The sequence below is a fragment of the Agrococcus baldri genome (genome assembly GCA_900114805.1).
In the GTDB taxonomy this organism is placed as follows: domain Bacteria; phylum Actinomycetota; class Actinomycetes; order Actinomycetales; family Microbacteriaceae; genus Agrococcus; species Agrococcus baldri.
In genome coordinates this window covers 668,771-689,402 of record FOZN01000002.1, presented here as the reverse complement: position 1 = coordinate 689,402, position 20,632 = coordinate 668,771, and the positions used below count along the sequence as shown (strand labels likewise).

Genomic DNA, 20,632 nt, shown 5'->3' with positions numbered 1-20,632 from the left:
GCGCGTGCTACCGGTGAACTGACGACCGCCCGCCGACGCCGGCCGGCTCCCCGACCATCACGGCAGCCACACCTTGACCATCGTCACGTCGACCCCGTTCCACAGCTGCCCGATCGGGCTCTCGGTGTTGTCCTTGCCGATCGGGTGCACCTCGACCGGTGCGCCGTCCTTCTCGAGCACGGTGGCGGTGTAGCCGGCCTCCGCCGACTCGCTCGCGCTCCAGCCCTGCTCGGTGAGGCCGTCGATGGTGGCGGTGGCGTTCTGCGGCGCGTCGAACCACACCATCACGACCCAGCGCCGCTCGGCCTCGACGTAGGAGATGTGGCAGGTCGGGGCGTCGGGGAACAGCATGTCGACGACGCCGTGCACCTGCACCTGGTCGTCGATCATGCCCTGCATGGGCCGCTGCTCGGCGAAATGGCTCAGCAGCGCCGACTCGCACGACTCGGGCGAGCTCTGCGGCGGCTCCTCGTTCGCAGCGCCCTCCCCCTCGGCCGGCGGTGCCGCCGCGCCCGAGGGTCCCGCGCTCGAGCCCGGGGTGTCGGATGCGGTCCCGGGCTCGGGGTCGGACCCCGGCCCGCACGCGGTGAGGGCGAGCACGGTCGCGAGCGCGGCGGCCGCGGTGAGGGCGCCGGTGAACGATCTGCGGTGCATCGTGACTCCAATCCGTGCCCGGAGCGTATGCCGGATTCCGGCCGGTTGACCGACCTCTCGGCGAACCTCGCGCGAACGCTGAGCCGCCCGCTCGAGCGCGTCGCGCGACGCCGAGGCGCGCTCGGCGCCTCGGCCCTTGCCTGCCCGGCCGCGACGCGGAACGCTAGCGGTGATCCCGACACGGAGGTGACGCATGGACGGGACGGCGCTGGATTGGACCGCAGTGGCCGCCTGGCTCGACGCCCCGCACGCCGAGCTCGCCCGCCAGGTCATCCAGCGCGGCACCGCGGCGATCTTCGCCGTCGCGTTCCTCTCGACGCTGCTGCAGTTCCCGGCGCTGCTGGGCGAGCGCGGACTGCTGCCCGCCCCGCGCGCGCTCGAGTCCAGGGCGATCGAGGGCCAGCCCACCATCTTCCGCTGGCACTACTCGGATCGCTTCCTGCGCATCCTCTGCCTCATCTGCATCGCGATCGCGCTCGCCCTTGTCGCAGGCCTGCCGCAACTGGGCCCGCCGTGGCTGCCGATGCTCGCGTTCCTGGCGCTCTGGATCGTCTACCTCTCGATCCTCCCCATCGGTCAGGTCTTCTACGGCTTCGGCTGGGAGCTGCTGCTGTGCGAGGCGGGCTTCCTCGTCGCCTTCCTCGGCTCGAACAGCACCGCTCCCCCGACCCTGACGCTGCTGCTGGTCGTGTGGCTGGTGTTCCGGCTGGAGTTCGGCGCCGGCATGATCAAGATCCGCGGCGGCCACGAGTGGCGCGACCTGACCGCGCTCACCTACCACCACGAGACGCAGCCGATGCCGGGGCCGCTCAGCCGCACCGCGCACCTGCTGCCGCGCTGGTTCCACAAGGGCGAGGTGGTCGGCAACCATCTCGCGCAGCTCGTCGCGCCGTGGGTGCTGGTCGTCGCGGTGCTCGGGTCGCTGATCGCGAGCGCCGCCGCCGACACTGCGGCCATCGTCTTCGCCGCCGTCGCCGCCGGCGCTGCCGCCGTCATGATCCTCACGCAGCTCTGGCTGATCGTCACGGGCAACTTCGCCTGGCTCAACTGGATCACGATCGTGGTCGCCTTCGCCGCCGTCGACGACCGCGCGGTGGCGTGGCTGCTGCCCGCCTGGCCACCGGCGCGCGCGTACGAGCCGACGCCCGTGTGGTTCAGCATCCTCGTCGTGCTCGTCTTCCTCGCCTATCTCTGGCTGTCGATCCCGTCGGTGCGCAACCTCTTCTCGCGCCGCCAGCTCATGAACGCCTCGTTCAACCGGCTGCGGCTCGCGAACGCCTACGGCGCCTTCGGCACCGTCACGAAGCACCGCGATGAGATCGTCATCGAGGGCACGCTGGATGCGTCGGCCGAGCACGAGTGGCTGGAGTACGGCTTCAAGGGCAAGCCCGGCGACGTGCGCCGCGTGCCCGGCTGGTTCGCGCCGTACCACCTGCGGCTCGACTGGCTGATGTGGTTCCTGGCGCTCGGCTCGCACGGCCCGTGGTTCCGCGAGCTGCTCGTGAAGCTGCTCGAGGCCGACCCGGCGACGCTGCGGCTGCTCGGCCACGACCCCTTCGACGGCGAGCGGCCGGAGGCGGTGCGGGCGCGCGTCTACCGCTACCGCTTCGCCACCCGCGCCGAGCATCGCGAGACCGGCCAGATCTGGATGCGGGAGGACCGCGGCCTGCTGGTCGCGCCGATGGGGCTCGACCGCTGAGCGCCGCGGCTACACTGGCGCCACGCTCCCCGACGGCGAACGGAGCCCCATGCCCACATGGACGGAGCCGCGCGACGGCGCCTCCCGACTGCTGGTCGAGCGCGCCCACGACGAGCTCGTCGCCGGCAACCCGGACGATCCGCGCCTCGCGGCCGTCCGCCAGCTCGTGCGGGACAGCTGGGGCCGCTCGCTCACGAGCCTGGCAGGCGTCGAGGGCGCCCCGACGCTCGAGCTCGATGCCGAGGCGCTCGCCGCCTACCGCAGCGCGCATCCGCTCGCCGGCGCGCTCGAGCTGATCCGCTCGCTGCTGCTGCCGGGCGACGCGCTCGACTCGGGTGTCGTGGTGGCACTGGGGGATGCCTCCGGTCGCCTCCTGTGGGTCGAGGGCGATCGGCGTGTGCGCGCCCTCACCGGCGACATGGGCTTCGTCGAAGGCGCGAACTGGTCGGAGGACGTCGTCGGCACCTCCGCGCCGGGCACGGCCCTCGCGCTCGACCGCTCGGTGCAGATCCACGGCCCCGAGCACTACAACCGGCTCGTGCAGCCGTGGTCGTGCACCGCCGCGCCCGTGCGCGATCCCGAGACCCGGCGCATCCTGGGCGTGCTGGACGTGACGGGCGGGCCGGAGGCTGCGACCGCGCAGGCGCAGCTGCTGGTCGACGCCACCGCGCGCGCCGTCGAGGGCGAGCTGCTGGTCGCCAGACTGCGCGCCCGCAGCGAGCAGCCCAGGCGCTCGACGTCCCGCCCCGCCCGCCGCGCGACCCCGCGGGTGCCGACCTCCACGCTGCGGGTGCTCGGCCGCGACCTCGCGGTGCTCGAGCTGCGCGGCGAGGAGGGCGAGCGCGCGGTCGAGCTCAGCGAGCGGCACGCAGAGCTGCTGCTCATGCTCGCCACCCACCGGCAGGGGCTCGCGGGCGATCGCCTCGCCGAGCTGGTCTACGGCGACCCCGGCTCCGAGTCGCTGCGGCCGGAGATGGTGCGCCTCAAGCGCGTGCTCGGCGAGGCCGCCCCGCACCTCGTGCCCGCCTCTCGCCCCTATCGGCTGGAGGCGCCGCTCGAGACCGACCTGCAGCAGATGCTCTCGCTGCTCGACCGCGGTGCGCATCGGGTGGCGCTGGCCGCCTACCCCGGCGACGCGCTGCCCGGCTCGCGCGCGCCGGGAGTCGAGGAGCTGCGCGAGACGGCGCTCGCCGCGCTGCGCGAATCGCTGATGACGGAGGCGGGGGTGGATTTGCTGCTCGCGTTCGCCGACACGGCCGCCGGTGCCGACGATGTCGAGCTGCTGCGCCAGTGCCTGCGGATGCTTCCGGCGCGCTCGCCGCGACGTGCGGGGCTGGTGGCGAGGCTGCAGCGGCTGGAGTAGTTGCCCCGCTCGTCGAGCAGCGCGCGCAGCGCCGGCGAACCCGGCGCGCAACGGGATGCAACGTGCGCCTGCGTAGCGTGCGCAGCAACCGCACCGTCGCGGCTCCCCGTCGCGACGCGTCCTGCCGAGTCGAAGGAGACCGCGATGACCATCGTCGAGGATGACGTCCAGACCGGCGAGGCCCAGGGCCCCGCCGTCTACGCAGCGCCGGGCCAGCAGGGCTCCGTCGCCACCTACCGCTCCCGCTACGGCCACTACATCGGCGGCGAGGTCGTCGATCCGGTGAAGGGGCAGTACTTCGAGAACATCACCCCCGTCACCGGCAAGCCCTTCTGCGAGGTCGGCCGCGGCACGAGCGAGGACATCGATCGCGCCGTCGAGACCGCCTGGAAGGCCTTCGAGAGCTGGAAGCACACCAGCCCGACGGAACGCGCGAACATCCTGAACAGGATCGCCGACCGCATCGAGGCCAACCTCGAGCAGATCGCCGTCGCCGAGACGTGGGAGAACGGCAAGCCTGTGCGCGAGACGCTCGCCGCCGACATCCCGCTCGCCGCCGACCACTTCCGCTACTTCGCGGGCGTGCTGCGCGCGCAGGAGGGCTCGCTCAGCCAGCTCGACGGCGACACGGTGGCCTACCACTTCCACGAGCCGCTCGGCGTGGTCGGCCAGATCATCCCCTGGAACTTCCCCATCCTCATGGCCACCTGGAAGCTCGCCCCCGCGCTCGCCGCCGGCAACTGCGTCGTGCTGAAGCCGGCCGAGCAGACGCCGGCGTCGATCCTGCTGCTGATGGAGCTCATCGGCGACCTCATCCCGGCGGGCGTCGTGAACGTCGTGAACGGCTTCGGCATCGAGGCCGGGGCGCCGCTCGCGCAGCACCCGCGCATCCGCAAGGTCGCCTTCACGGGTGAGACGACCACCGGGCGCCTCATCATGCAGTACGCGTCGCAGAACCTCATCCCGGTGACGCTCGAGCTGGGCGGCAAGAGCCCGAACGTGTTCTTCGAGGATGTCGCGCGCGACACGGGCGACAGCTACTACGACAAGGCCCTCGAGGGCTTCACGCTCTTCGCGCTCAACAACGGCGAGGTCTGCACGTGCCCGAGCCGCGCGCTCATCCAGGGCTCGATCTACGACCAGCTGCTCGGCGACGGGCTCGAGCGGGTCGGCAAGATCACGCAGGGCAACCCGCTCGACCCGACGACGATGATCGGCGCGCAGGCGTCGAACGACCAGCTCGAGAAGATCCTCAGCTACATCGACATCGGCAAGGAGGGCGGCGCGAAGCTGCTCACCGGCGGCGAGCGAGTCGACCTGGGCGGCGAGCTCTCGGGCGGCTACTACGTCGCGCCGACGGTGTTCGAAGGCACGAACGACATGCGCATCTTCCAGGAGGAGATCTTCGGACCGGTGCTGTCGGTCACGCGGTTCACCGACTTCGACGACGCCATCTCGATCGCGAACGACACGCTCTACGGGCTGGGCGCGGGCGTCTGGAGCCGCTCGGGCGACATCGCCTACCGCGCCGGCCGCGCCATCGAGGCGGGCCGCGTGTGGACGAACACGTACCATCAGTACCCCGCGCACGCGGCGTTCGGCGGCTACAAGCAGTCGGGCATCGGGCGCGAGAACCACCTGAAGATGCTCGAGCACTACCAGCAGACGAAGAACCTGCTGGTCTCCTACGCAGAAGGGCCGATGGGCTTCTTCTGATCAGCCGGCTGGCCTGGGCGAATGACACCCCGTCTCGCCCAGGCCACGCCTCACTCCAGCGGCGCCGACCGCGCCGACCACCCGCCGGCCCCGCAGGGAGGGCGCCATGACCGCATCCGTCACCCACTCCCGCGTCGCGATCACCGACGACGCGGCGGCCATGGTGCGCCAGCTCACCGCCCAGCACGGGCCGCTCATGTTCCACCAGTCGGGCGGCTGCTGCGACGGCTCCTCGCCCATGTGCTTTCCCCTCGGCATGTTCATCACCGGTCCCGGCGATGTGCTGCTGGGCACGGTGGACGCGGGGCTCGACGACCCGATCGAGGTCTACATGTCGGCCGCGCAGTTCGAGTACTGGAAGTTCACGCACCTCACGATCGACATCGTCACCGGCCGCGGCGCCGGATTCTCCGTCGAGGCGCCGACGGGGATGCGGTTCCTCATCCGGTCACGGATGCTCACCGACGACGAGGTCGAGCACTTCGGGCTCCTGACTCCGCCGGCCGTGGCCTGAGACGCGCCCGCCTGCACTGGCCCCGCGTGGCACGCTGGACGCGTGAGATCCGCGGCGCTGCCCAGCCTCGCGCTGCTCGTCGTCGCGGCGCTCGCCGGGTGCACGCCCGGCGGGCTCGCCCCGGCGCCGCAGCCGTCGACCACGCCGCCCGCTTCCGCCGCGCCCACCGCGACGCCGACGCCGGAGCCGGCCGACGCATCCGCTCACCGCCCCGTGCTGCTCGCGACGCTCGCCGCCTCGAACGCGCTGGCGGTCGTCGACCCGGATGCCGCCGAGCCGCTGCTCGATCGCATCGAGGTGGGTCGAGCGCCGTGGGGCGTCGCCACGCATGACGGCACGGCGTTCGTCTCGACGGCCGAGGGGCTCGCGATCGTCGACCTCGCCGCCGGCAGCCGCACTGCGCTCGTGCCCTACCTGCACCAGCCAGCGGGCGTCGCGTTCGGCGAGTACCGCGACGGCGGGCTCGGCATCGCGGTCGCGCCCGACGGCGAGCGCGTGTACGTCGCGGTGCACCGCTGGCCCGACCCGGCCTGGCTCGAGGTCTACGACGTGGACGACGGCGTGTTCGTGGCGAGCGCCGACGTGGGCGTCCGGCCGTTCGATGTGCTCGCCGATCCGTCGGGCGACTGGGTCGCGACCATCGACCACGACAGCTACACGGTGTCGCTCGTCGACACCGACACCATGGAGGTGCGGGCGGTCGAGATCGCCCCGTTCGGCAACCTCGGCTTCGCCGGCTGGGAGAAGCCGCACTACGCGTCGATCACCGCCGACGGCCGCGTCGCGCTGCCCTACCAGGGGCTCGTCACCGTGCTGCTCGACCCCGCCACCGGCGAGACCGAGCGCATCGAGACGACCTCGAACTCGCACCAGCACGGCATCACCACCGCCCCGGACGGCACGCTCGTCACCGCCGGCACCGGCCCGTTCGGCACCGCGACCGGCGGGCCGAACGTGTCGCTGCTCGACCCCGCGACGGGCGAGGAGCAGGTCATCCCGCTCGCGCACCCCCACGAGACGGTGGCGATCTGGCCAGGAGATGCAGGGGCGGATGCGTCGGGCTCGGCCGCGCCGTGGAGCGCCGTGCTCGCCGGCGGCTTCACGCGCGATGGCTGGTGGGACGGCCTGACGCTCGTCGACCCGTTATCGGGCGAGCTGCGCGAGATCCCGCTCGCCGGGCGGCCGCAGCATGTGCTCGTCGCGGCCGTCGCGCAATGAGGCTCGACACGCGCGATATGCCGCACTGACCGGGCATCCCCGATCGAAATACGAGCGGCCCGCCTCGTCCCACCAAGGCGAGCCGCTCGCGCTGTGTTGCCGTCAGTCGTACCAGGCAGTCAACTTGCGCTCGATGATCGAGACGCCCTGATTGATGATGATCGCCACGATCATGATGAACAGCGCCATCGCCCAGACCTCGGGGAACTGCAGCGACTTGCCGTAGGATGCGCTGAGCCCACCGAGACCGATCAGGGCGATGAACATCTCACCGTTGATCATGCCCTTGACCGCGCGGCCGGCGCCGAGGCGAAGACCGGCAATGATGAGCGGGTACGCGGACGGCAAGATGATTCGGCGGACGGCCGTCCAGCGCGACGCCCCGAAGGACGCGGCCATATCGAGCAGAGGGTCGTCGACATTCCTCACGCCCTCCGCCGTGTTGATGATGATGATGAACATCGCATACAGCACGACGACCGAGATTCGCGTGACATCCGAGAGACCGAAGACCGCGAACAGGATTGGCGCAAAGATGAGCGCCGGGGTGAAGAGCATCGCGTTAACGAAGATGTCGAGCGCCGAATTGATCGTCGTCGACAGCCCCATGAGCGTGCCGACGATGAGGCCGACGACGAGCGACACCGAGAACCCGACGAACAGCGACCACAGGCTGGCGCCCAGGTGGGGCTGGATGACGCCGTCGACGAAGAGCTGCCAGAGCGTGGCGATGACCTCGGTGACGGGCGGCAGCCAGACCAGATCGGCGACTTGGCCCGCGATCTCCCAGATCAGCAGGAGGGCGAGGATGCCCCACCAGCTGCTCGTGGTCTCGAAGAACGTGCTCACGCCCTTCGATGGGCCGATGACGCCGACCGGCTTCGGCCTTGTTGGCGCGACGGCGGTCACGCTGTCACCTGATACATCTCACGAAGTCGGCGCCACAGATACTCCTTCTTCTCGGCGAAGACCTCAGATCGCTCGACGGCTTCGGGGTCCCGCGGCCGCGCGATGTCGACGTCGATGACCTCTTCGATCTTGCCTGGCCGGGCTGACATGAGCACGACCTTGTCACCGAGCAACACGGCCTCCTCCATGTCGTGCGTGACGAAGATCACCGTGCGGCGGTCGCCCTCCCAGATCTGGATGAGCTCCTCCTGCATGTACCGCCGCGTCTGCTGGTCGAGCGCACCGAAGGGCTCGTCCATGAGCAGGATGGGCGTCTCGACCGCGAGGGCGCGCGCAAGGCCCACTCGCTGCTGCATGCCGCCCGAGAGCTCGCGCGGATACTTCCGCTCGAAGCCGCTCAGCCCGACGCGCTTGATGTACTGCTCCGCCTTCGCGATCCGGTCCGCCTTGCCCATCCCCTGCAGCTCGAGACCGAAGGCGACATTGTCGAGGATCGACGCCCAGGGAAGGAGCGCGAAGTTCTGAAAGACGACGGCAGCCTGCTGATGCGGCCCGGTGACCCGCTGGCCGTCGATCGTGATCTCGCCCTCCGTCGGCTGGACGAGGCCGCCGACCGCGCGCATGAGGGTCGTCTTGCCGCATCCCGAAGGGCCGATGATGGTGACGAACTCGTTGTCCTCGATCTCGAGGTTGACGTTCGAGAGCGCAACGGTCTCCTCGCGGCCCTTGGCCGTATACCGGTGCGACACATCCTTGATGCTGATCATGGTGAGTCCTTGAGTCATTTCCACTTGAGCAGGCGGCGCTCGAGCCGCTGCATGAGCATTGCCAGCACGACCGCCTCGATGACGACGGCGATCGTCGTCGCGTAGAGCAGGTCGGCCTGGAAGAAGCCGCGGTAGTCGAGCATCAGTGCGCCGATGCCGACCGGCAGCATGATGAGCTCGACGATGACCATGCCCGCGAACGCGCGGCCGAGGCCGGTGCGCAGGCCCGTCATGATCGCCGGCGTGGCGCCGGGGATGAGGATCTTCCACCAGATCACGCGCTCGCTGGCGCCGAACGACGATGCCATCTCGATGAGCGGCTTGTCGACGGCACGCACGCCCGCTCGCACGTTCGTGGCGATGAACACCCACGCGAACAGGAAGATGATGAAGATGCGTGGCGTGATCCCGAGGCCCATCGCGATGAGGACGACAGGGATGAGCGGGGCGATCGGTAGCGCCAGGCTGACGGCGACGATGGGACTGAAAGCCTTGTCGAACCGCTTCCAGCGGGCCATCGCAAGTCCGAGCGGCACCGCGACGATCACCGCGATCGGGTAGCCGAGCAGGAACGACAGGTTCGAGATTGCGAGCGGACCCCAGATCTCACCGGTCACGAAGGTCGTCTCCCACAGGGCGACCATGGTGGACGAGAACGTCGGGATCAGCAGCGAGTCGGCGAGGTTGGCGCCGGCCTCCCAGAAGATCGCGAAGAGCGCGACCGCGAACGCCCGTACGAGCCAGACCTTCCAGGTCGGGAGCGGTTTGCGCAGTTCGACGCGCCGCGTCGCGGGAAGTGCCCGCGACGCGGCGACGGCGGTTGTCACTGTCCTGCCGCCTCGGCGATCGTGAAGTCTGCGACAGTGACGGCCTCGGTGCCCGCGTCGATCACGCCGGCAGCCTCGTAGAACGCGATCGTGTCGTTGATGCTCTGCTCGTCAAGCTTCGACGACTCGGGGAAGATGCCGTTGTCCGACAGGGTCTGGAAGACCGGGGCGAGTTCGTCCGCCGTGGAGCCGAGCAGCTCGGCGGCGGTGGCGGCGAAGGCGGCGGGGTCCTCGTTCACGAGCGCGAGCTGCTCGTCCAGAGCAGCCAGGAACGCTGCGGTCGCTGTGCGCGTGGCCTCGTCCTCGGCCTTGTTGACGACCAGGGTCTGCGAGAGGAGGGTTGACTGCTCCTCGGCAAGCGTCGCAAGGACGGTGGTGCCGCCATCGTCGGTGGCGGTCGCGGCGACCCAATCCTCGAGACGAACGATCGTGCCGTCGATCTGGCCCTCGAGGAGCGCTGCCGCCCGGTTGCCCGAACCCGAGATTACGAGGAACTCAGGCGAAGCCTCTGGGCAGTTGTCTTCGAGGTACCGCATGAGGTGGGCGGTGCTGGTGGAGCCCTCGGAGTGGTACGCAACCGTGCGGCCATCGAGGTCGGCGCAGGTCTGCACGTCGGGAGCAGCGACGATGAGCTGGTCGATGACGTTGTTGTTCGCGACGATGCGCAGGTCGGCGCCGGCAGCGTTCGCGGCCATGACCGTGGAGGGACCCATAGAGGCGATGTTGACGTCGCCGCCGATGAGTGCCTGCGTGGCGACGTCGGGCGAGTCGAACTCGATGTAATCGGTCTCCCAGCCGTCCTCGCTCATTGCCTGCAGGGCGGCGAGAGCAGGGGTGTCGGTCGGGCCGACTGCGCCCGGGAAAGCGAGAGTGATCGAATTGGTCTCGGCGGGCTCGGCTGCGCTCGACGAGCATCCGGCGAGGGCGAACGCGGCAGCTCCGATGAGCGCGACTGCGGGGATCAGGCGACGCGTAGACGTCATGGCAGTAACTCCTTTGTTATCCATGTCATGGCCCGTGCGGGACGACAACCCCTGGATCGTATCAGATACGATATCGCGTACGAGATCAGAGTCGATTCGTTATCAATCCGTAATGGTGACGTGCGCGGCGTTGGGCCAGCACTGGATCAGCCTCGCGCGGTGCTTTCATCTGCTCGAGGCCGACGACGCCCGCGGTAGCCCGGTCCCAGCACGTGGTCGCCGCGGATCTGCTGACGGACTGACCGCACCGCCGAGTGCGGCCGCAACGAGGCCCGACTGCAATGTCGACCGCAGGCAGCCGCCGCTCAGGCCTCCGGGTCCTGGCTCGCCGCCCAGTCGATGCGCTCGCGGATCGCCCGCAGCGCGAAGACCACCGAGGCGAGCCCTGACTTCGGCTGCTCAACGCTGATCACGCGGCTGTACAGCCTGTCGATCGTCTCGTTCGAGGCGGCGGACGCCGCGGCGATGTCGCCGCGATCATGCCAGGCGTGGACGTGCGCGGCGAGCGCCGCCACCGCATCCGCCGCCAGTTCCCGCTCGTCCTGCTCGATGTCGATGCCCATCGGGTGCTCCCAGGCGGTGCTCGCGACCGCGTCGAGCACGTCCTCCATCCGGTGCACCACCGCGCGCAGTGCCGTCAGTGCGCGCTCGTCGACGGTGAGGTCGTGACGGTTCCACAGCATCCGCACGTTGAAGCGTCGCGCCTCGCGCGCCTCGAGCACCTGGTGATCGAGCTGCTCGACCACCGCGCGCAGCTCCGGCCCCCAGCCGGCCCAGTCCTGCCGCTCCGGCGGCCACTGCCCGTGCATGGTGTCGGCCAGCACGTCGACGCGGTGCGCGAGGTCATCGACGGCCCGGCGGATGCTCACGCGCGTCTCCTTGTCGTAGAGCGCCGGCAGCACGAGCGCGTTCACGATCACACCGACCGCCATGCCGAGCGCGAACTGGCCGACGTACCCGATCGCATACCGGTCGGGGTTGGCGCCGCCGAACAGGATCACGAGCACCGCCACCACCGGCACCACCGTCGCGCCCTGGCTGAAGCGCGGCACGCCCTGCAGCAGCACGGCGACCAGGCCGATCAGGCCGATCTCGAGGATGCCGTTCCAGTCGAGCCAGACCATGAGCATGCCCAGCACGGCGCCGCCGGCCATGCCGATCGCCTGCTGCAGCGCGGTGCGGCCGATCGTGAACACTGTCGTGCCGACCGCCACGAAGGCGCCCAGCGGTGCCGCATAGGCATAGTTGTCGAACTCGCCGCCCGTCTGCGAGCCGATCAGCCACGCGACCATCGCTGCGACCGCGGTGCGCACCGCGATCGCCACGCGGAACAGCGGCAGCGCCCGCTGCACCCCCCGCTTCGCGACCCGCGCGCCCTCGATCGCCTGCGGTGTGAGCGAACCGATCACCTGCTCGGCGCCGTTCATCAGGTCGCCGGCGCCCGCGCGTTCGGCGGCGTCGGCCCGCGCGGAGCGGGCGGGCCGCGCGATGCCGTCTGCCGGCTCGATGCCATCGGCCCGCGCGGTGCCGTCGGCCTGCGCGACGCCGTCGGCCTGCGCAGTGCCGCCGGCCTGCGCAGTGCCGTCGGCGGATGCGTCGCCGCCCGCAGCGGGTTCCGCCGGGTTCTCGGGTGGTTCCTCTGGTCGGGCCACGGCACCAACCTAGCCCCGGGCGCCTGCGCGCGGCAGGGGCGTCGCCTCCGTAGACTGCCCGCATCATGAGCCCGACGCATCCGCCCCTGACTGACGCCGCGGATTGGTCAGTACTCGTGCGCGATGCCGCGACCGGTGAGACCGTGCTCGAGCACGACGCCGACGCGGTGCGCTCGGCGGCCTCGGTGCCGAAGCTGCTGCTGCTGGTGACGTGCGCGGCAATCATCGAGCGGGGCGAGCTCGCCGCCGACGAGCGGCTCGACCGGGCGAGCGTGACGCCGGTGGGCGACTCGGGGCTCTGGCAGCACCTCGGCCAGGCCACGCTCACCGTCGACGACGCCGCGACGCTCGTCGGCGCCGCGAGCGACAACCTCGCCACCAACGTGCTGCTCGAACGGGTGGGGGTGGATGCGGTGGCCCGCGAACGCGACCGGCTGGGGGTCGGCGACGTGGTGCTGCACGATGCCGTGCGCGACGAGCGGCTGACGGAGCATCCGCCGCGGCTCGGCAGCGCCTCGGCCGCCGGGCTGGTCGCGCTGCTGTCGCGGCTCGAGGCCGGCACGCTCGGCTCGCCGGCCGCGAGCGAGCGGGTGCTCGGGTGGCTGCGGCACTCGCTCGATCTGAGCATGGTGGCGTCGGCGTTCGCGCTCGATCCGCTCGCGCACGGCGCGGAGGCAGGCCACATCTCGCTGGTCAACAAGACCGGCACCGACGCCGGTGTGCGGGCGGATGCCGGCATCGTGCGGGGGCCATCTCGCACGCTGGTCTACGCGGCGATCGCGAACTGGCCGACCGCGGCCAGGGTGGCCGGGGCGACCGACGCTACGAGCGTAATCACTGGCGCGGCCACCGCGGCCCGGGTCACGGCGGGCGCAGCCACTGCGAGCGGAGTCACTGCCGGCGACGCCCTGGCGCGTGACCCGCGCTTCGCGGTGCTGGCGTCGATGCGCGCGGTCGGCGAGCTGCTGCGGGAGGCTGTGGAGAGCGATCGCGGCTGAGCACCGAGGGCGCCTATGTTGCCCGCATGGTCCGACGCCGACTCCTCTCCTCCGCGCTCGCCATCGCTGCCATGACCGGCGTCGGGCTGCTGGCCGGCTGCGTGACGCTGCCGCCGCCCGCGCCCGTCGCGCTCTCCCCTGCCGCACCCGTCGGCGCGCCCGACGCGACGCATCCGTCACCACCCGAAGCAACGCATCCGCCAACGTCCGGAGCGACGCACCCGCCAGCGGCCGAAGCGACGCACCCGCCAACGGCCGATGAGCTCGATGAGGAGGCCTGGGCGATGCTCCAGGCACGGGCGTTCGGCAGCTACGACATCTACCTCGAGCTGATTGCGGGCCTGACGGGCGACGCCGAGGGCGACCGCGCGCTGCTCGAGCAGGTCGCGACGCCGGAGCAGGTGACGTGGGAGCTCGACCAGCGGCAGCAGATCGCCGAGACGGGCGGTCGCCTCGACGGGCGTCTGCAGATCGAGTCGTTCGCAATGCTGCGCGACCTCGATGCCATGTATGCCCACGTGTGCCACGACGTCGGCGATCTACGACTCCTGGTCGCCGAGTCCGGTGAGGTCGTCGGCGATGGCGCTCCCATGCGCGAGCTGCTCGTCGGCTTCGTCATGGTTGAGGACGGTCGCCTGCTGGTCTCCGATGTGCGGCAGGTCGCCGAGACCGAGCGCACCTGCCCGTAGATGCGAAGCGGGGCCGCCCCGTGTGGGACGGCCCCGCTCGTGCGGCACGCATCACGCCAGCAGCTGGCGTGCGAGTGCGTCGAGGTTGCGCTGCTCGCGCGCTTCGAGGGCGTCCTCGTAGGCGCGGGCTTCGCGGCGTCGCTGCTCGTCAGCGTCGGCCCCGAGGGCCCAGCGGGCGAGCAGCTGCGATGCGCTCAGTGCTGCTCTGCGCGATGCAGGCAGCTGATGGGTCGAATACGACATGAGTGTTCTGCTTTCTGGCACGGCGATATCACCCATGTATTGGGCGTGCGATATCGCAGAATGAATTGCGAAGGAATGGCGCACCGAATAGCACCGTGCATTCAAGCGGATGCGCGAATGACGTTGCTGCGGATGCGCGAATGACGACGGATGCGTCAGCGACCGACGGGGACGTCGGTGCCGGCACGCGTCGCCCGTGGGCGATCAGTGATGAGGCGAGACGCAGGGGGAGCAAGCCTGCTGTGGCCTGGCAGAAGCGGTGCCGGTGGGGCGCCGTCTTCGTTCAGCCGCTGCGTCCTCCGCTAGGAGACCCCGCCCGGAAGAAGGGCTCCAGCGGTCAGGATGATCGTGTCAAACATCGCGAGCTCCTCCTTTCTCGTGGGCGTAGAAGTTCACGATGACGAAGGTATAACGACGGCACGGTGAATTGCAAGCCCATTCACAAACTTTTTCGGACGAGTTTCGGTCGCACCATTGGTGTCCCCCAAAGGCTGTCGTTCTGTTCGCCTGTGGATAGCGCCGGTGCACATCCGGCCCGGTCGCGTAACCTGCCCGCATGCTCGCTCGGCTCACGTCAGGTATCGCGCTCGCTTCAATCGCGGCGCTGGCCCTCGTCGGCTGCACGCCGCCCGAGCCGACTGACGAACAGATCCTCGTGGAGGCGCGCGAAACGTACGACGGTTTCTACCGAGCCATCGACGATCAAATGACCGCTGGTCGTGCGACAGGTGAGGATCTCGAGCCATACGCCACGTCAGAGTTGGCAACTGAGTGGGCAGGCTACGTTCAGACAGCCATCGACGCCGGCACGACAAGTCACGGTGTACCGACGATCGTCGACATCGAACTCGTCGAGCAATCAAACGAGCAGGTGTCCACGGAGCTGTGCGTCGACGGGCGCGGCATCGAGACCACCAACGAGGATGGGTCGACCACCGCGCCCAGCGAACTAGTCGCTTGGTCGGCGACATTCACCAGACAGGCAGATGGACCTTCGCTTCAGATTGCGGGACTCGCTCCGATCCAGGATCAGACGGTATGCGAGTAGCAGTCGCGCTCGCCTTGATCGTGCTACTGCCGTCGGTGCACGCGGTCTTCGAGAACGAGTCTGCAAGCTGCACGCCATTCCAGGTGAACCTCGGCCAGTGCACCATCGATCCGGGATCCGGCGATCTGGTCATCGGCGGTGAGATCATCCGGCCCGATCCGCCGGTCGACGAGGACGGTGGCGGCGGCTCTGGCGGCTACGCCGGCCCTGCACCGGGCGGCTCCGATCCGAACCTGAACGATCCGTGCCCGACGTGGCGCGATCCGACAGCATGTGCCCGCTACTACGACACCCTGCCGATCGTCGGCGAGGCGGATCCAGCTCCCGACCCTGTAACCGCCGATCCGGTTCGTGCAGTCACGATGGCCGACCTCGCACGCTTCACGCCCATTGTGGGCGAGCTGGTCGTCGAGCCCGACGGCTGGGGCGTGGTCGGCACGCCGACGAACTTCTACGCGACCGCCGAGACGCACACGATGGACGGCGAACTGTTCGACACCGCGATCCAGGTGCGCTGGACGCCCACCTCCTACCGCTTCGACTACGGCGACGGGACGGTCGAGGAGACCGAAGCGGCAGGTTCCGCCTGGCGAGGCACCGAAGAGTCGTGGACGGAGACGGCCACGAGCCACACGTACTCGACCCGGGACGACGTGACCGCATCCGTCACCGTCGTCTTCACCGCAGAAGTCGACGCCGGCAGCGGCTGGTTCGCCGTTCCGGGCACGTTGCCCGTCGAGGCGCCCGCGACGCCCGTGAAGGTCTTCGAGGTCGACACGGTGCTGACCGACGGCGACTGCATGGCGAATCCGTCGGCCGCCGGCTGCGGCTGATCGGACTGGCTCTGGCCGGCGCGCGCAGCACGGGCGGGTCACCGCGCCGGGTCCTCCGAAGCGTCATCGGGCGCGTCGTCGTCGCTCGAGCCATTCGCGTCGAAGGCGGCGCCGAGCGCGATGCCGATCGCCACCCCGATCCCCATGTAGAGCGCCAGGTTGTCGAGCGCGATGCCGAGTGCGACGCCCATCGAGATGCCGAGCGCGATGCCGATGCCCATCGACGACCCCTTCCTGCGGTCTGCCATGCAGGCACGCTACGCGGGTGCCGCGGCGACGCGCCTCCACCGGGCGGGGGAGATCCGCGCTGCAGGCGGGTCGTAGAGTCGCCGCATGCATTCCTCTCTCGGCTGGGGCATCCTCGGCGCCGGCCGCATCGCCCACATGTTCACGCGCGACCTCGCCACCGGCGGCCACCGCATCGCCGCGGTCGGCAGCCGTGACGCGGCCCGCGCCAGCGCCTTCGCGACCGAGCACCGCATCCGCAACGTGCACACCGGCTATGAGGCGCTCGTCGCCGATCCCGACGTCGACATCGTCTACGTCGCCACCCCGCACTCGCACCACCTCGAGCACGCGCTGCTGGCGATCGAGGCGGGCAAGCACCTGCTGATCGAGAAGGCCTTCACGACCACCGGCGACGACGCGCAGACGCTCGTCGATGCCGCCCGCGCCAAGGGCGTGTTCGTGATGGAGGCGATGTGGACGCGCTTCCTGCCGACCATGCTCGCGGTGCGCGAGCGCATCTCCGCCGGCGATCTCGGCGACGTGATCAGCGTGACGGCCGACCACTCGCAGATGCTCGACCTCTCCCCCGGCAGCCGCCTCATCGAGCCCTCGCTCGGCGGCGGTGCGCTGCTCGACCTCGGCGTCTACTGCGTCTCGCTCGCACACGACCTGCTCGGGCCGGTCACGCGCATCCAGGCTGCGGGCGTCGTCGACGGCGCAGGTGTCGACCACCGGGGCGCCGCCATCCTCGAGCATGAAGGCGGGCGGATGTCGTCCCTCACGTTCTCGATGGAGACGCTCGGCTCCAACCGCGCCACCATCGCGGGCACCCGCGGCGTCATCGAGCTCGACCCGTCGTTCTACTCTTGGACCGCGTATTCGCGACGCAGCGCATCCGATCACGATGGTGTCGCGGAGTCGTTCGAGCCTGAGCTGAGCGGACGCGGCATGCAGTTCCAGGCAGCCGAGGTCGAGCGCTGCGTGGCTGCCGGGCACCTCGAGAGCCCGCTGATGTCGCTCGACGAGACCGTCGCCATCATGCGGGTGATGGACGAGATCGCCGCGCAGCTGCGCGCTGCCTGAGACCAATCTCTTCGAATCGCTTGCGGCGGTGCCGCCTGACGCTTACTATCTCGCTTATCGATATATCGATGAACGATAGGGGTTGTCATGAGCAAGGTTGACTTCGGCCGCACCGCCGGCCGCTTCCTCGGCCGAGGCGGCCTCATCGCCGTCATCGCCGTCACCGTGATCGCGATGGCGTGGACGCTCGTGATCGCGCTGCTGCACATCCAGCACTCGATCATGGTGAGCGCTTCCTACGACGTGGGCGTCGCGCTGCCGCTCGACGTGCGGCCGGACATCGCCGGCGACGCCGAGATCCAGTACACGACGGCGACCGTGGTGCCGTTCGAGGCGGACCCGACCGCCGTGCTGCTCGAGTCGATCGGTGTCGGCTCGCGCTACGCCGTCGGCATGCTGGCGGGGCTCGTGCTCATCTGGCTGGCCGTGCAGCTGCTGCGCAAGCGCAGCTTCGGCATCGGCACCGCGGTGCTGCTGGGCGTGCTCTCGATCACCATGCTCGCCGTCGCGATCGGCGCACCGCAGCTCGAGGCGCAGGCCGGCGTGATCGCGATCGAGGCCGCGGGGGTGCCGACCGAGCCGTCGACGCCGGTCTACGGCGAATCCGACGAGAGCTGGGTGATCCCGCGTCCGCCGCACTGGCAGAACATCGAGTTCTCGCTGCTGGCGCTCGGCGTCGTGACCGGCTTCAGCGCCCTCCTGCTCGGCCGCGCATCCCGTCTGCAGGACGACACCACGGGGCTCATCTGATGGCGCGGAAGGCAGAGCAGCCGACCGGCGTGCACTGCCGGCTCGACGAGCTGCTGGACGAGCGCGGCATGACCCTCACCGAGCTGAGCCGCACGGTCGACATCACGTTCGCGAACCTGTCAGCGCTGAAGAACGACCGCGGGCGCGCGATCCGGTTCTCGACGCTGACCGCGATCTGCAAGGCGCTCGACTGCGAGATCGGCGAGCTGCTGGTGCTGGCGGAGTAGCTGCTCGTCAGATCGCGGCAGTTCGCGGCACCTCGGGCCAGATCAGCTCGCCGCGGCCTCGCGCTCCGCTATGCGCGCCCGCACCTCGGGGCGGCGCAGCGGCGGCACCGTCTTCGGCGGCTGACGCCGATCGGGCAGATCCTCCAGGAGGTGCCGCGTGATGTGCGCGACCTCGGCGACGGCGTGCTCGAAGGCTTCGCGCGTGCGGTCGGTCGGATGCGTGATGCCGCTGACCTTGCGGACGTACTGTCGCGCGGCGGCCTCCACCTCATCGTCGTTGGCGGCCGGCTCGAGACCGCGAAGCACCGTGATGTTCCTGCACATGCCAGTCACGGTAGGCCGTGTCAGCGAGGTGCGCCAGGGTACCGTTCGGAGTTCTCCACAGCCGCCCCGAGCGAGCAGCGCCATGTCAGCGGTGTCACCTATCCTGTTCGAACAGACGTTCTAGACGATGTGGGTGGTCACACCTACCGTGGTCGCAACCGAAGGAGTCGAAGGTGACGAGCATCGAGCAGGCAGCAGCCGTTGTCGCCGCTGCGCGCGCGGCCTTCGCCGACGCCGGCTCGCTCAAGACCGCGTCTCGGCAAGATGTCGTCGATCTGCTGTCGCAGACGGCTGAGCTCGCCCGCCTCGTCGATGCGCAGAAGGTGCGCCTCGCAGGCGAGATCGCCGAGCGGTCGATCGGCCCCGCTGAAGATTGCATCTGCAGAGTCCTCGGCAAGAGCGACCCGAAGAGTGCGGTTGCGTCAGCCTTCGGCATTCGCGGCCGCGACGCGGGTGGGCTGATCTCGCTCGCTGCGGCGACCGCCACGGCTGTGAGCCTCACCGGCGAGTCGATCGCGATCAAGTACCCGCGCGTCGCCGACGCGCTCGACGCTGGCGAGCTCTCACTCGCGCAGGCCCGAGCGATCGTGGGGACGCTCGAGCCGGCCGCGCCGCGCGCGGATCTCGACCAATTGGCCTGGGCCGAGGGCTGCCTCGTCGACGCCGCCACCGACCCCGAAATGCCGCTGGTGCCCGAGCTGCTGGTGACGCAGGCTCGCGCGTACGTCGCGGTGCTCGATCCCGACGGCATCCTGTCCGACTCCGAGCGGCAGCGCACGATGCGCTCGCTGCGCATGCGGCGGCGCCCCGATGGCATGTGGCTGCTCACCATGACGTGCACGCCAGAAGCCGCCTCAGCCATCAAGGCGCTGCTGGATGCGTACACATCGCCCCGCGTGAGGGTCGTCTTCAACGATGACGACCCCGAGACCGAAGTCGCCGATGACGAGGCGAGCACCGCCGACGAGCCGAACACCGGCACCGACGAGCCGAGCGTCGAGACCGACGAGCCGGCCGTGGGCAACGATCAGCCGGAGCCCGACGAAGCGCCGGTCGATGACCGCACACGCCCGCAGAAGCAGCACGATGTGATCGAGGCTCTGGCGGTGGCGCATGTCGCCTCCGGTGGTGCGCCCGTCGCGGGCGGCGAGGTGCCGCGGCTGGTCTTCAACGGCACGATCGAGGCGTTCGACGCCTACGTCCGTGGCCTGGAGCACCCGGATCGGGCGCTTCGGATCGAGCACACCGGAGAGATCGTGCCGATCGAGACCGCCGACCGGCTCGTGTGCGAAGCAGTGGTGCAGCGCGCCGTCGTCGACGCCAAGGGGCAGGTGCTCGAGCTCGGACGCGAGAAGCGCCTGTTCAGCAAGCCCCAGCGTCGGGCCCTCGCCGTCACCTACGGCGGCTGCGCCACCTCCGACTGCAACATGCCCGTGGCCTGGACCGAGACCCACCACGTGGTCTGGTGGGACCACGGCGGCAAGACTGACGTCGGATACGGCATCCTGCTCTGCAGCCACTGCCATCACGAAGTGCACGCGGGCCGGCTGCAGGTCGTCGGCACCAAGGGCAACTGGCGAGTCGTCCCGGTGCTGCGCCCCTCGAACCGCTACGCCCGCACCACCCGCAAAGCCGCACGCGTGGCCACGACAGCCGCGTGCGCGGCGCCCGCATCGCTCGCCGTCAAACTCGCTGACGAGGCACAGCCCCGGATCGGCGAAGGCATCGGCGGACCGGGCGCACCGTCAGCGCGTGTGCGACCGGCACCCGCAGTGCGGCGCCCACGTCGGCGCGTCGAGTCGATCGAGCAACGATTGCGACGGCGGCTCGGTACCTCGCGACCACCCGATAAGCGCACGGCTGCCATCGACTTCTACCCACCACCGCGCCTCGTGATGCGGACGTGA

Annotated in this window: 22 protein-coding genes; 13 read left to right on the top strand and 9 right to left on the bottom strand. The window is 70.1% G+C overall.

Translation table 11 applies throughout. The features are described 5' to 3' along the window. Positions 1-57: 57 nt before the first annotated feature. Positions 58-654 (bottom strand): hypothetical protein, encoded by a 597-nt coding sequence (locus BM288_RS07585; protein ID WP_092917422.1) that lies wholly within the window; start codon positions 652-654, stop codon positions 58-60. 193 nt (positions 655-847) lie between these two features. Between BM288_RS07585 and BM288_RS07580 the strand changes: the two genes are divergently transcribed. The 5 genes from BM288_RS07580 to BM288_RS07560 all read left to right on the top strand — a co-directional run bounded on the left by BM288_RS07580 (position 848) and on the right by BM288_RS07560 (position 7,164). Beyond that, positions 848-2,353, top strand: coding sequence for a lipase maturation factor family protein (locus BM288_RS07580; protein WP_092917420.1), 1,506 nt, complete (start codon positions 848-850; stop codon positions 2,351-2,353). A gap of 49 nt (positions 2,354-2,402) precedes the next feature. Beyond that, on the top strand, positions 2,403-3,716 hold the full coding sequence (locus BM288_RS07575; protein ID WP_092917418.1) for a sigma-54-dependent transcriptional regulator family protein: 1,314 nt from the start codon (positions 2,403-2,405) through the stop codon (positions 3,714-3,716). A 144-nt stretch (positions 3,717-3,860) separates the two neighbouring features. After that, complete coding sequence (gene exaC / locus BM288_RS07570; protein WP_092917416.1) at positions 3,861-5,432, top strand: acetaldehyde dehydrogenase ExaC; 1,572 nt, start codon at positions 3,861-3,863, stop codon at positions 5,430-5,432. A 106-nt stretch (positions 5,433-5,538) separates the two neighbouring features. Beyond that, on the top strand, positions 5,539-5,946 hold the full coding sequence (locus tag BM288_RS07565) for a DUF779 domain-containing protein (protein ID WP_092917414.1): 408 nt from the start codon (positions 5,539-5,541) through the stop codon (positions 5,944-5,946). Between the two features lie 42 nt (positions 5,947-5,988). After that, entirely contained in the window at positions 5,989-7,164 is a 1,176-nt protein-coding gene (locus BM288_RS07560) for a YncE family protein (RefSeq protein WP_092917412.1), read from the top strand. Positions 7,165-7,266: 102 nt separating this feature from the next. Here the strand turns inward: BM288_RS07560 and BM288_RS07555 are convergent, their stop codons facing one another. From BM288_RS07555 to BM288_RS07535, 5 genes are all read right to left on the bottom strand, one after another. Next, on the bottom strand, positions 7,267-8,073 hold the full coding sequence (locus BM288_RS07555) for an ABC transporter permease (protein ID WP_092917410.1): 807 nt from the start codon (positions 8,071-8,073) through the stop codon (positions 7,267-7,269). Further along, a complete protein-coding gene (locus BM288_RS07550; RefSeq protein ID WP_092917408.1) occupies positions 8,070-8,840 on the bottom strand; it encodes an ABC transporter ATP-binding protein in 771 nt (256 codons plus the stop codon). The genes BM288_RS07555 and BM288_RS07550 overlap by 4 nt, the downstream gene beginning before the upstream one ends. A gap of 14 nt (positions 8,841-8,854) precedes the next feature. Further along, on the bottom strand, positions 8,855-9,667 hold the full coding sequence (locus BM288_RS07545) for an ABC transporter permease (protein WP_092917406.1): 813 nt from the start codon (positions 9,665-9,667) through the stop codon (positions 8,855-8,857). Next, positions 9,664-10,650 (bottom strand): ABC transporter substrate-binding protein, encoded by a 987-nt coding sequence (locus BM288_RS07540; protein ID WP_177220296.1) that lies wholly within the window; start codon positions 10,648-10,650, stop codon positions 9,664-9,666. The genes BM288_RS07545 and BM288_RS07540 overlap by 4 nt, the downstream gene beginning before the upstream one ends. Positions 10,651-10,955: 305 nt before the next feature. Beyond that, positions 10,956-12,302, bottom strand: a complete 1,347-nt coding sequence (locus BM288_RS07535) for an FUSC family protein (protein WP_092917402.1) — start codon at positions 12,300-12,302, stop codon at positions 10,956-10,958. A 65-nt stretch (positions 12,303-12,367) separates the two neighbouring features. Between BM288_RS07535 and BM288_RS07530 the strand changes: the two genes are divergently transcribed. Beyond that, on the top strand, positions 12,368-13,300 hold the full coding sequence (locus tag BM288_RS07530; RefSeq protein ID WP_092917400.1) for a serine hydrolase: 933 nt from the start codon (positions 12,368-12,370) through the stop codon (positions 13,298-13,300). Positions 13,301-13,326: 26 nt separating this feature from the next. Then, positions 13,327-13,989, top strand: coding sequence for a hypothetical protein (locus BM288_RS07525; protein ID WP_092917398.1), 663 nt, complete (start codon positions 13,327-13,329; stop codon positions 13,987-13,989). Positions 13,990-14,040: 51 nt separating this feature from the next. Here the strand turns inward: BM288_RS07525 and BM288_RS07520 are convergent, their stop codons facing one another. Continuing rightward, positions 14,041-14,232 (bottom strand): hypothetical protein, encoded by a 192-nt coding sequence (locus BM288_RS07520; protein ID WP_092917396.1) that lies wholly within the window; start codon positions 14,230-14,232, stop codon positions 14,041-14,043. A 556-nt stretch (positions 14,233-14,788) separates the two neighbouring features. On the opposite strand from BM288_RS07520, the gene BM288_RS07515 reads away from it, so the two are divergent. Next, a complete protein-coding gene (locus BM288_RS07515; protein WP_092917394.1) occupies positions 14,789-15,280 on the top strand; it encodes a hypothetical protein in 492 nt (163 codons plus the stop codon). Further along, positions 15,271-16,113, top strand: a complete 843-nt coding sequence (locus BM288_RS07510; RefSeq protein ID WP_143103056.1) for a hypothetical protein — start codon at positions 15,271-15,273, stop codon at positions 16,111-16,113. The genes BM288_RS07515 and BM288_RS07510 overlap by 10 nt, the downstream gene beginning before the upstream one ends. A gap of 38 nt (positions 16,114-16,151) precedes the next feature. Here the strand turns inward: BM288_RS07510 and BM288_RS07505 are convergent, their stop codons facing one another. Further along, on the bottom strand, positions 16,152-16,361 hold the full coding sequence (locus BM288_RS07505) for a glycine zipper domain-containing protein (protein WP_092917390.1): 210 nt from the start codon (positions 16,359-16,361) through the stop codon (positions 16,152-16,154). A gap of 85 nt (positions 16,362-16,446) precedes the next feature. On the opposite strand from BM288_RS07505, the gene BM288_RS07500 reads away from it, so the two are divergent. The 3 genes from BM288_RS07500 to BM288_RS07490 all read left to right on the top strand — a co-directional run bounded on the left by BM288_RS07500 (position 16,447) and on the right by BM288_RS07490 (position 18,401). After that, a complete protein-coding gene (locus BM288_RS07500) occupies positions 16,447-17,424 on the top strand; it encodes a Gfo/Idh/MocA family protein (protein ID WP_092917388.1) in 978 nt (325 codons plus the stop codon). 87 nt (positions 17,425-17,511) lie between these two features. Continuing rightward, positions 17,512-18,174: a hypothetical protein gene (locus BM288_RS07495; RefSeq protein ID WP_092917386.1), complete on the top strand. Its 663-nt coding sequence runs from the start codon at positions 17,512-17,514 to the stop codon at positions 18,172-18,174. After that, positions 18,174-18,401 carry a helix-turn-helix domain-containing protein gene (locus BM288_RS07490; RefSeq protein WP_177220295.1) on the top strand — a complete coding sequence of 76 codons (228 nt, stop codon included), beginning with the start codon at positions 18,174-18,176 and terminating at the stop codon, positions 18,399-18,401. The genes BM288_RS07495 and BM288_RS07490 overlap by 1 nt, the downstream gene beginning before the upstream one ends. A gap of 42 nt (positions 18,402-18,443) precedes the next feature. On the opposite strand, the gene BM288_RS07485 is transcribed toward BM288_RS07490, so the two are convergent. Continuing rightward, positions 18,444-18,725, bottom strand: a complete 282-nt coding sequence (locus tag BM288_RS07485) for a DUF2277 domain-containing protein (RefSeq protein ID WP_092917384.1) — start codon at positions 18,723-18,725, stop codon at positions 18,444-18,446. 173 nt (positions 18,726-18,898) lie between these two features. On the opposite strand from BM288_RS07485, the gene BM288_RS07480 reads away from it, so the two are divergent. Continuing rightward, positions 18,899-20,632 carry an HNH endonuclease signature motif containing protein gene (locus BM288_RS07480; RefSeq protein ID WP_177220294.1) on the top strand — a complete coding sequence of 578 codons (1,734 nt, stop codon included), beginning with the start codon at positions 18,899-18,901 and terminating at the stop codon, positions 20,630-20,632.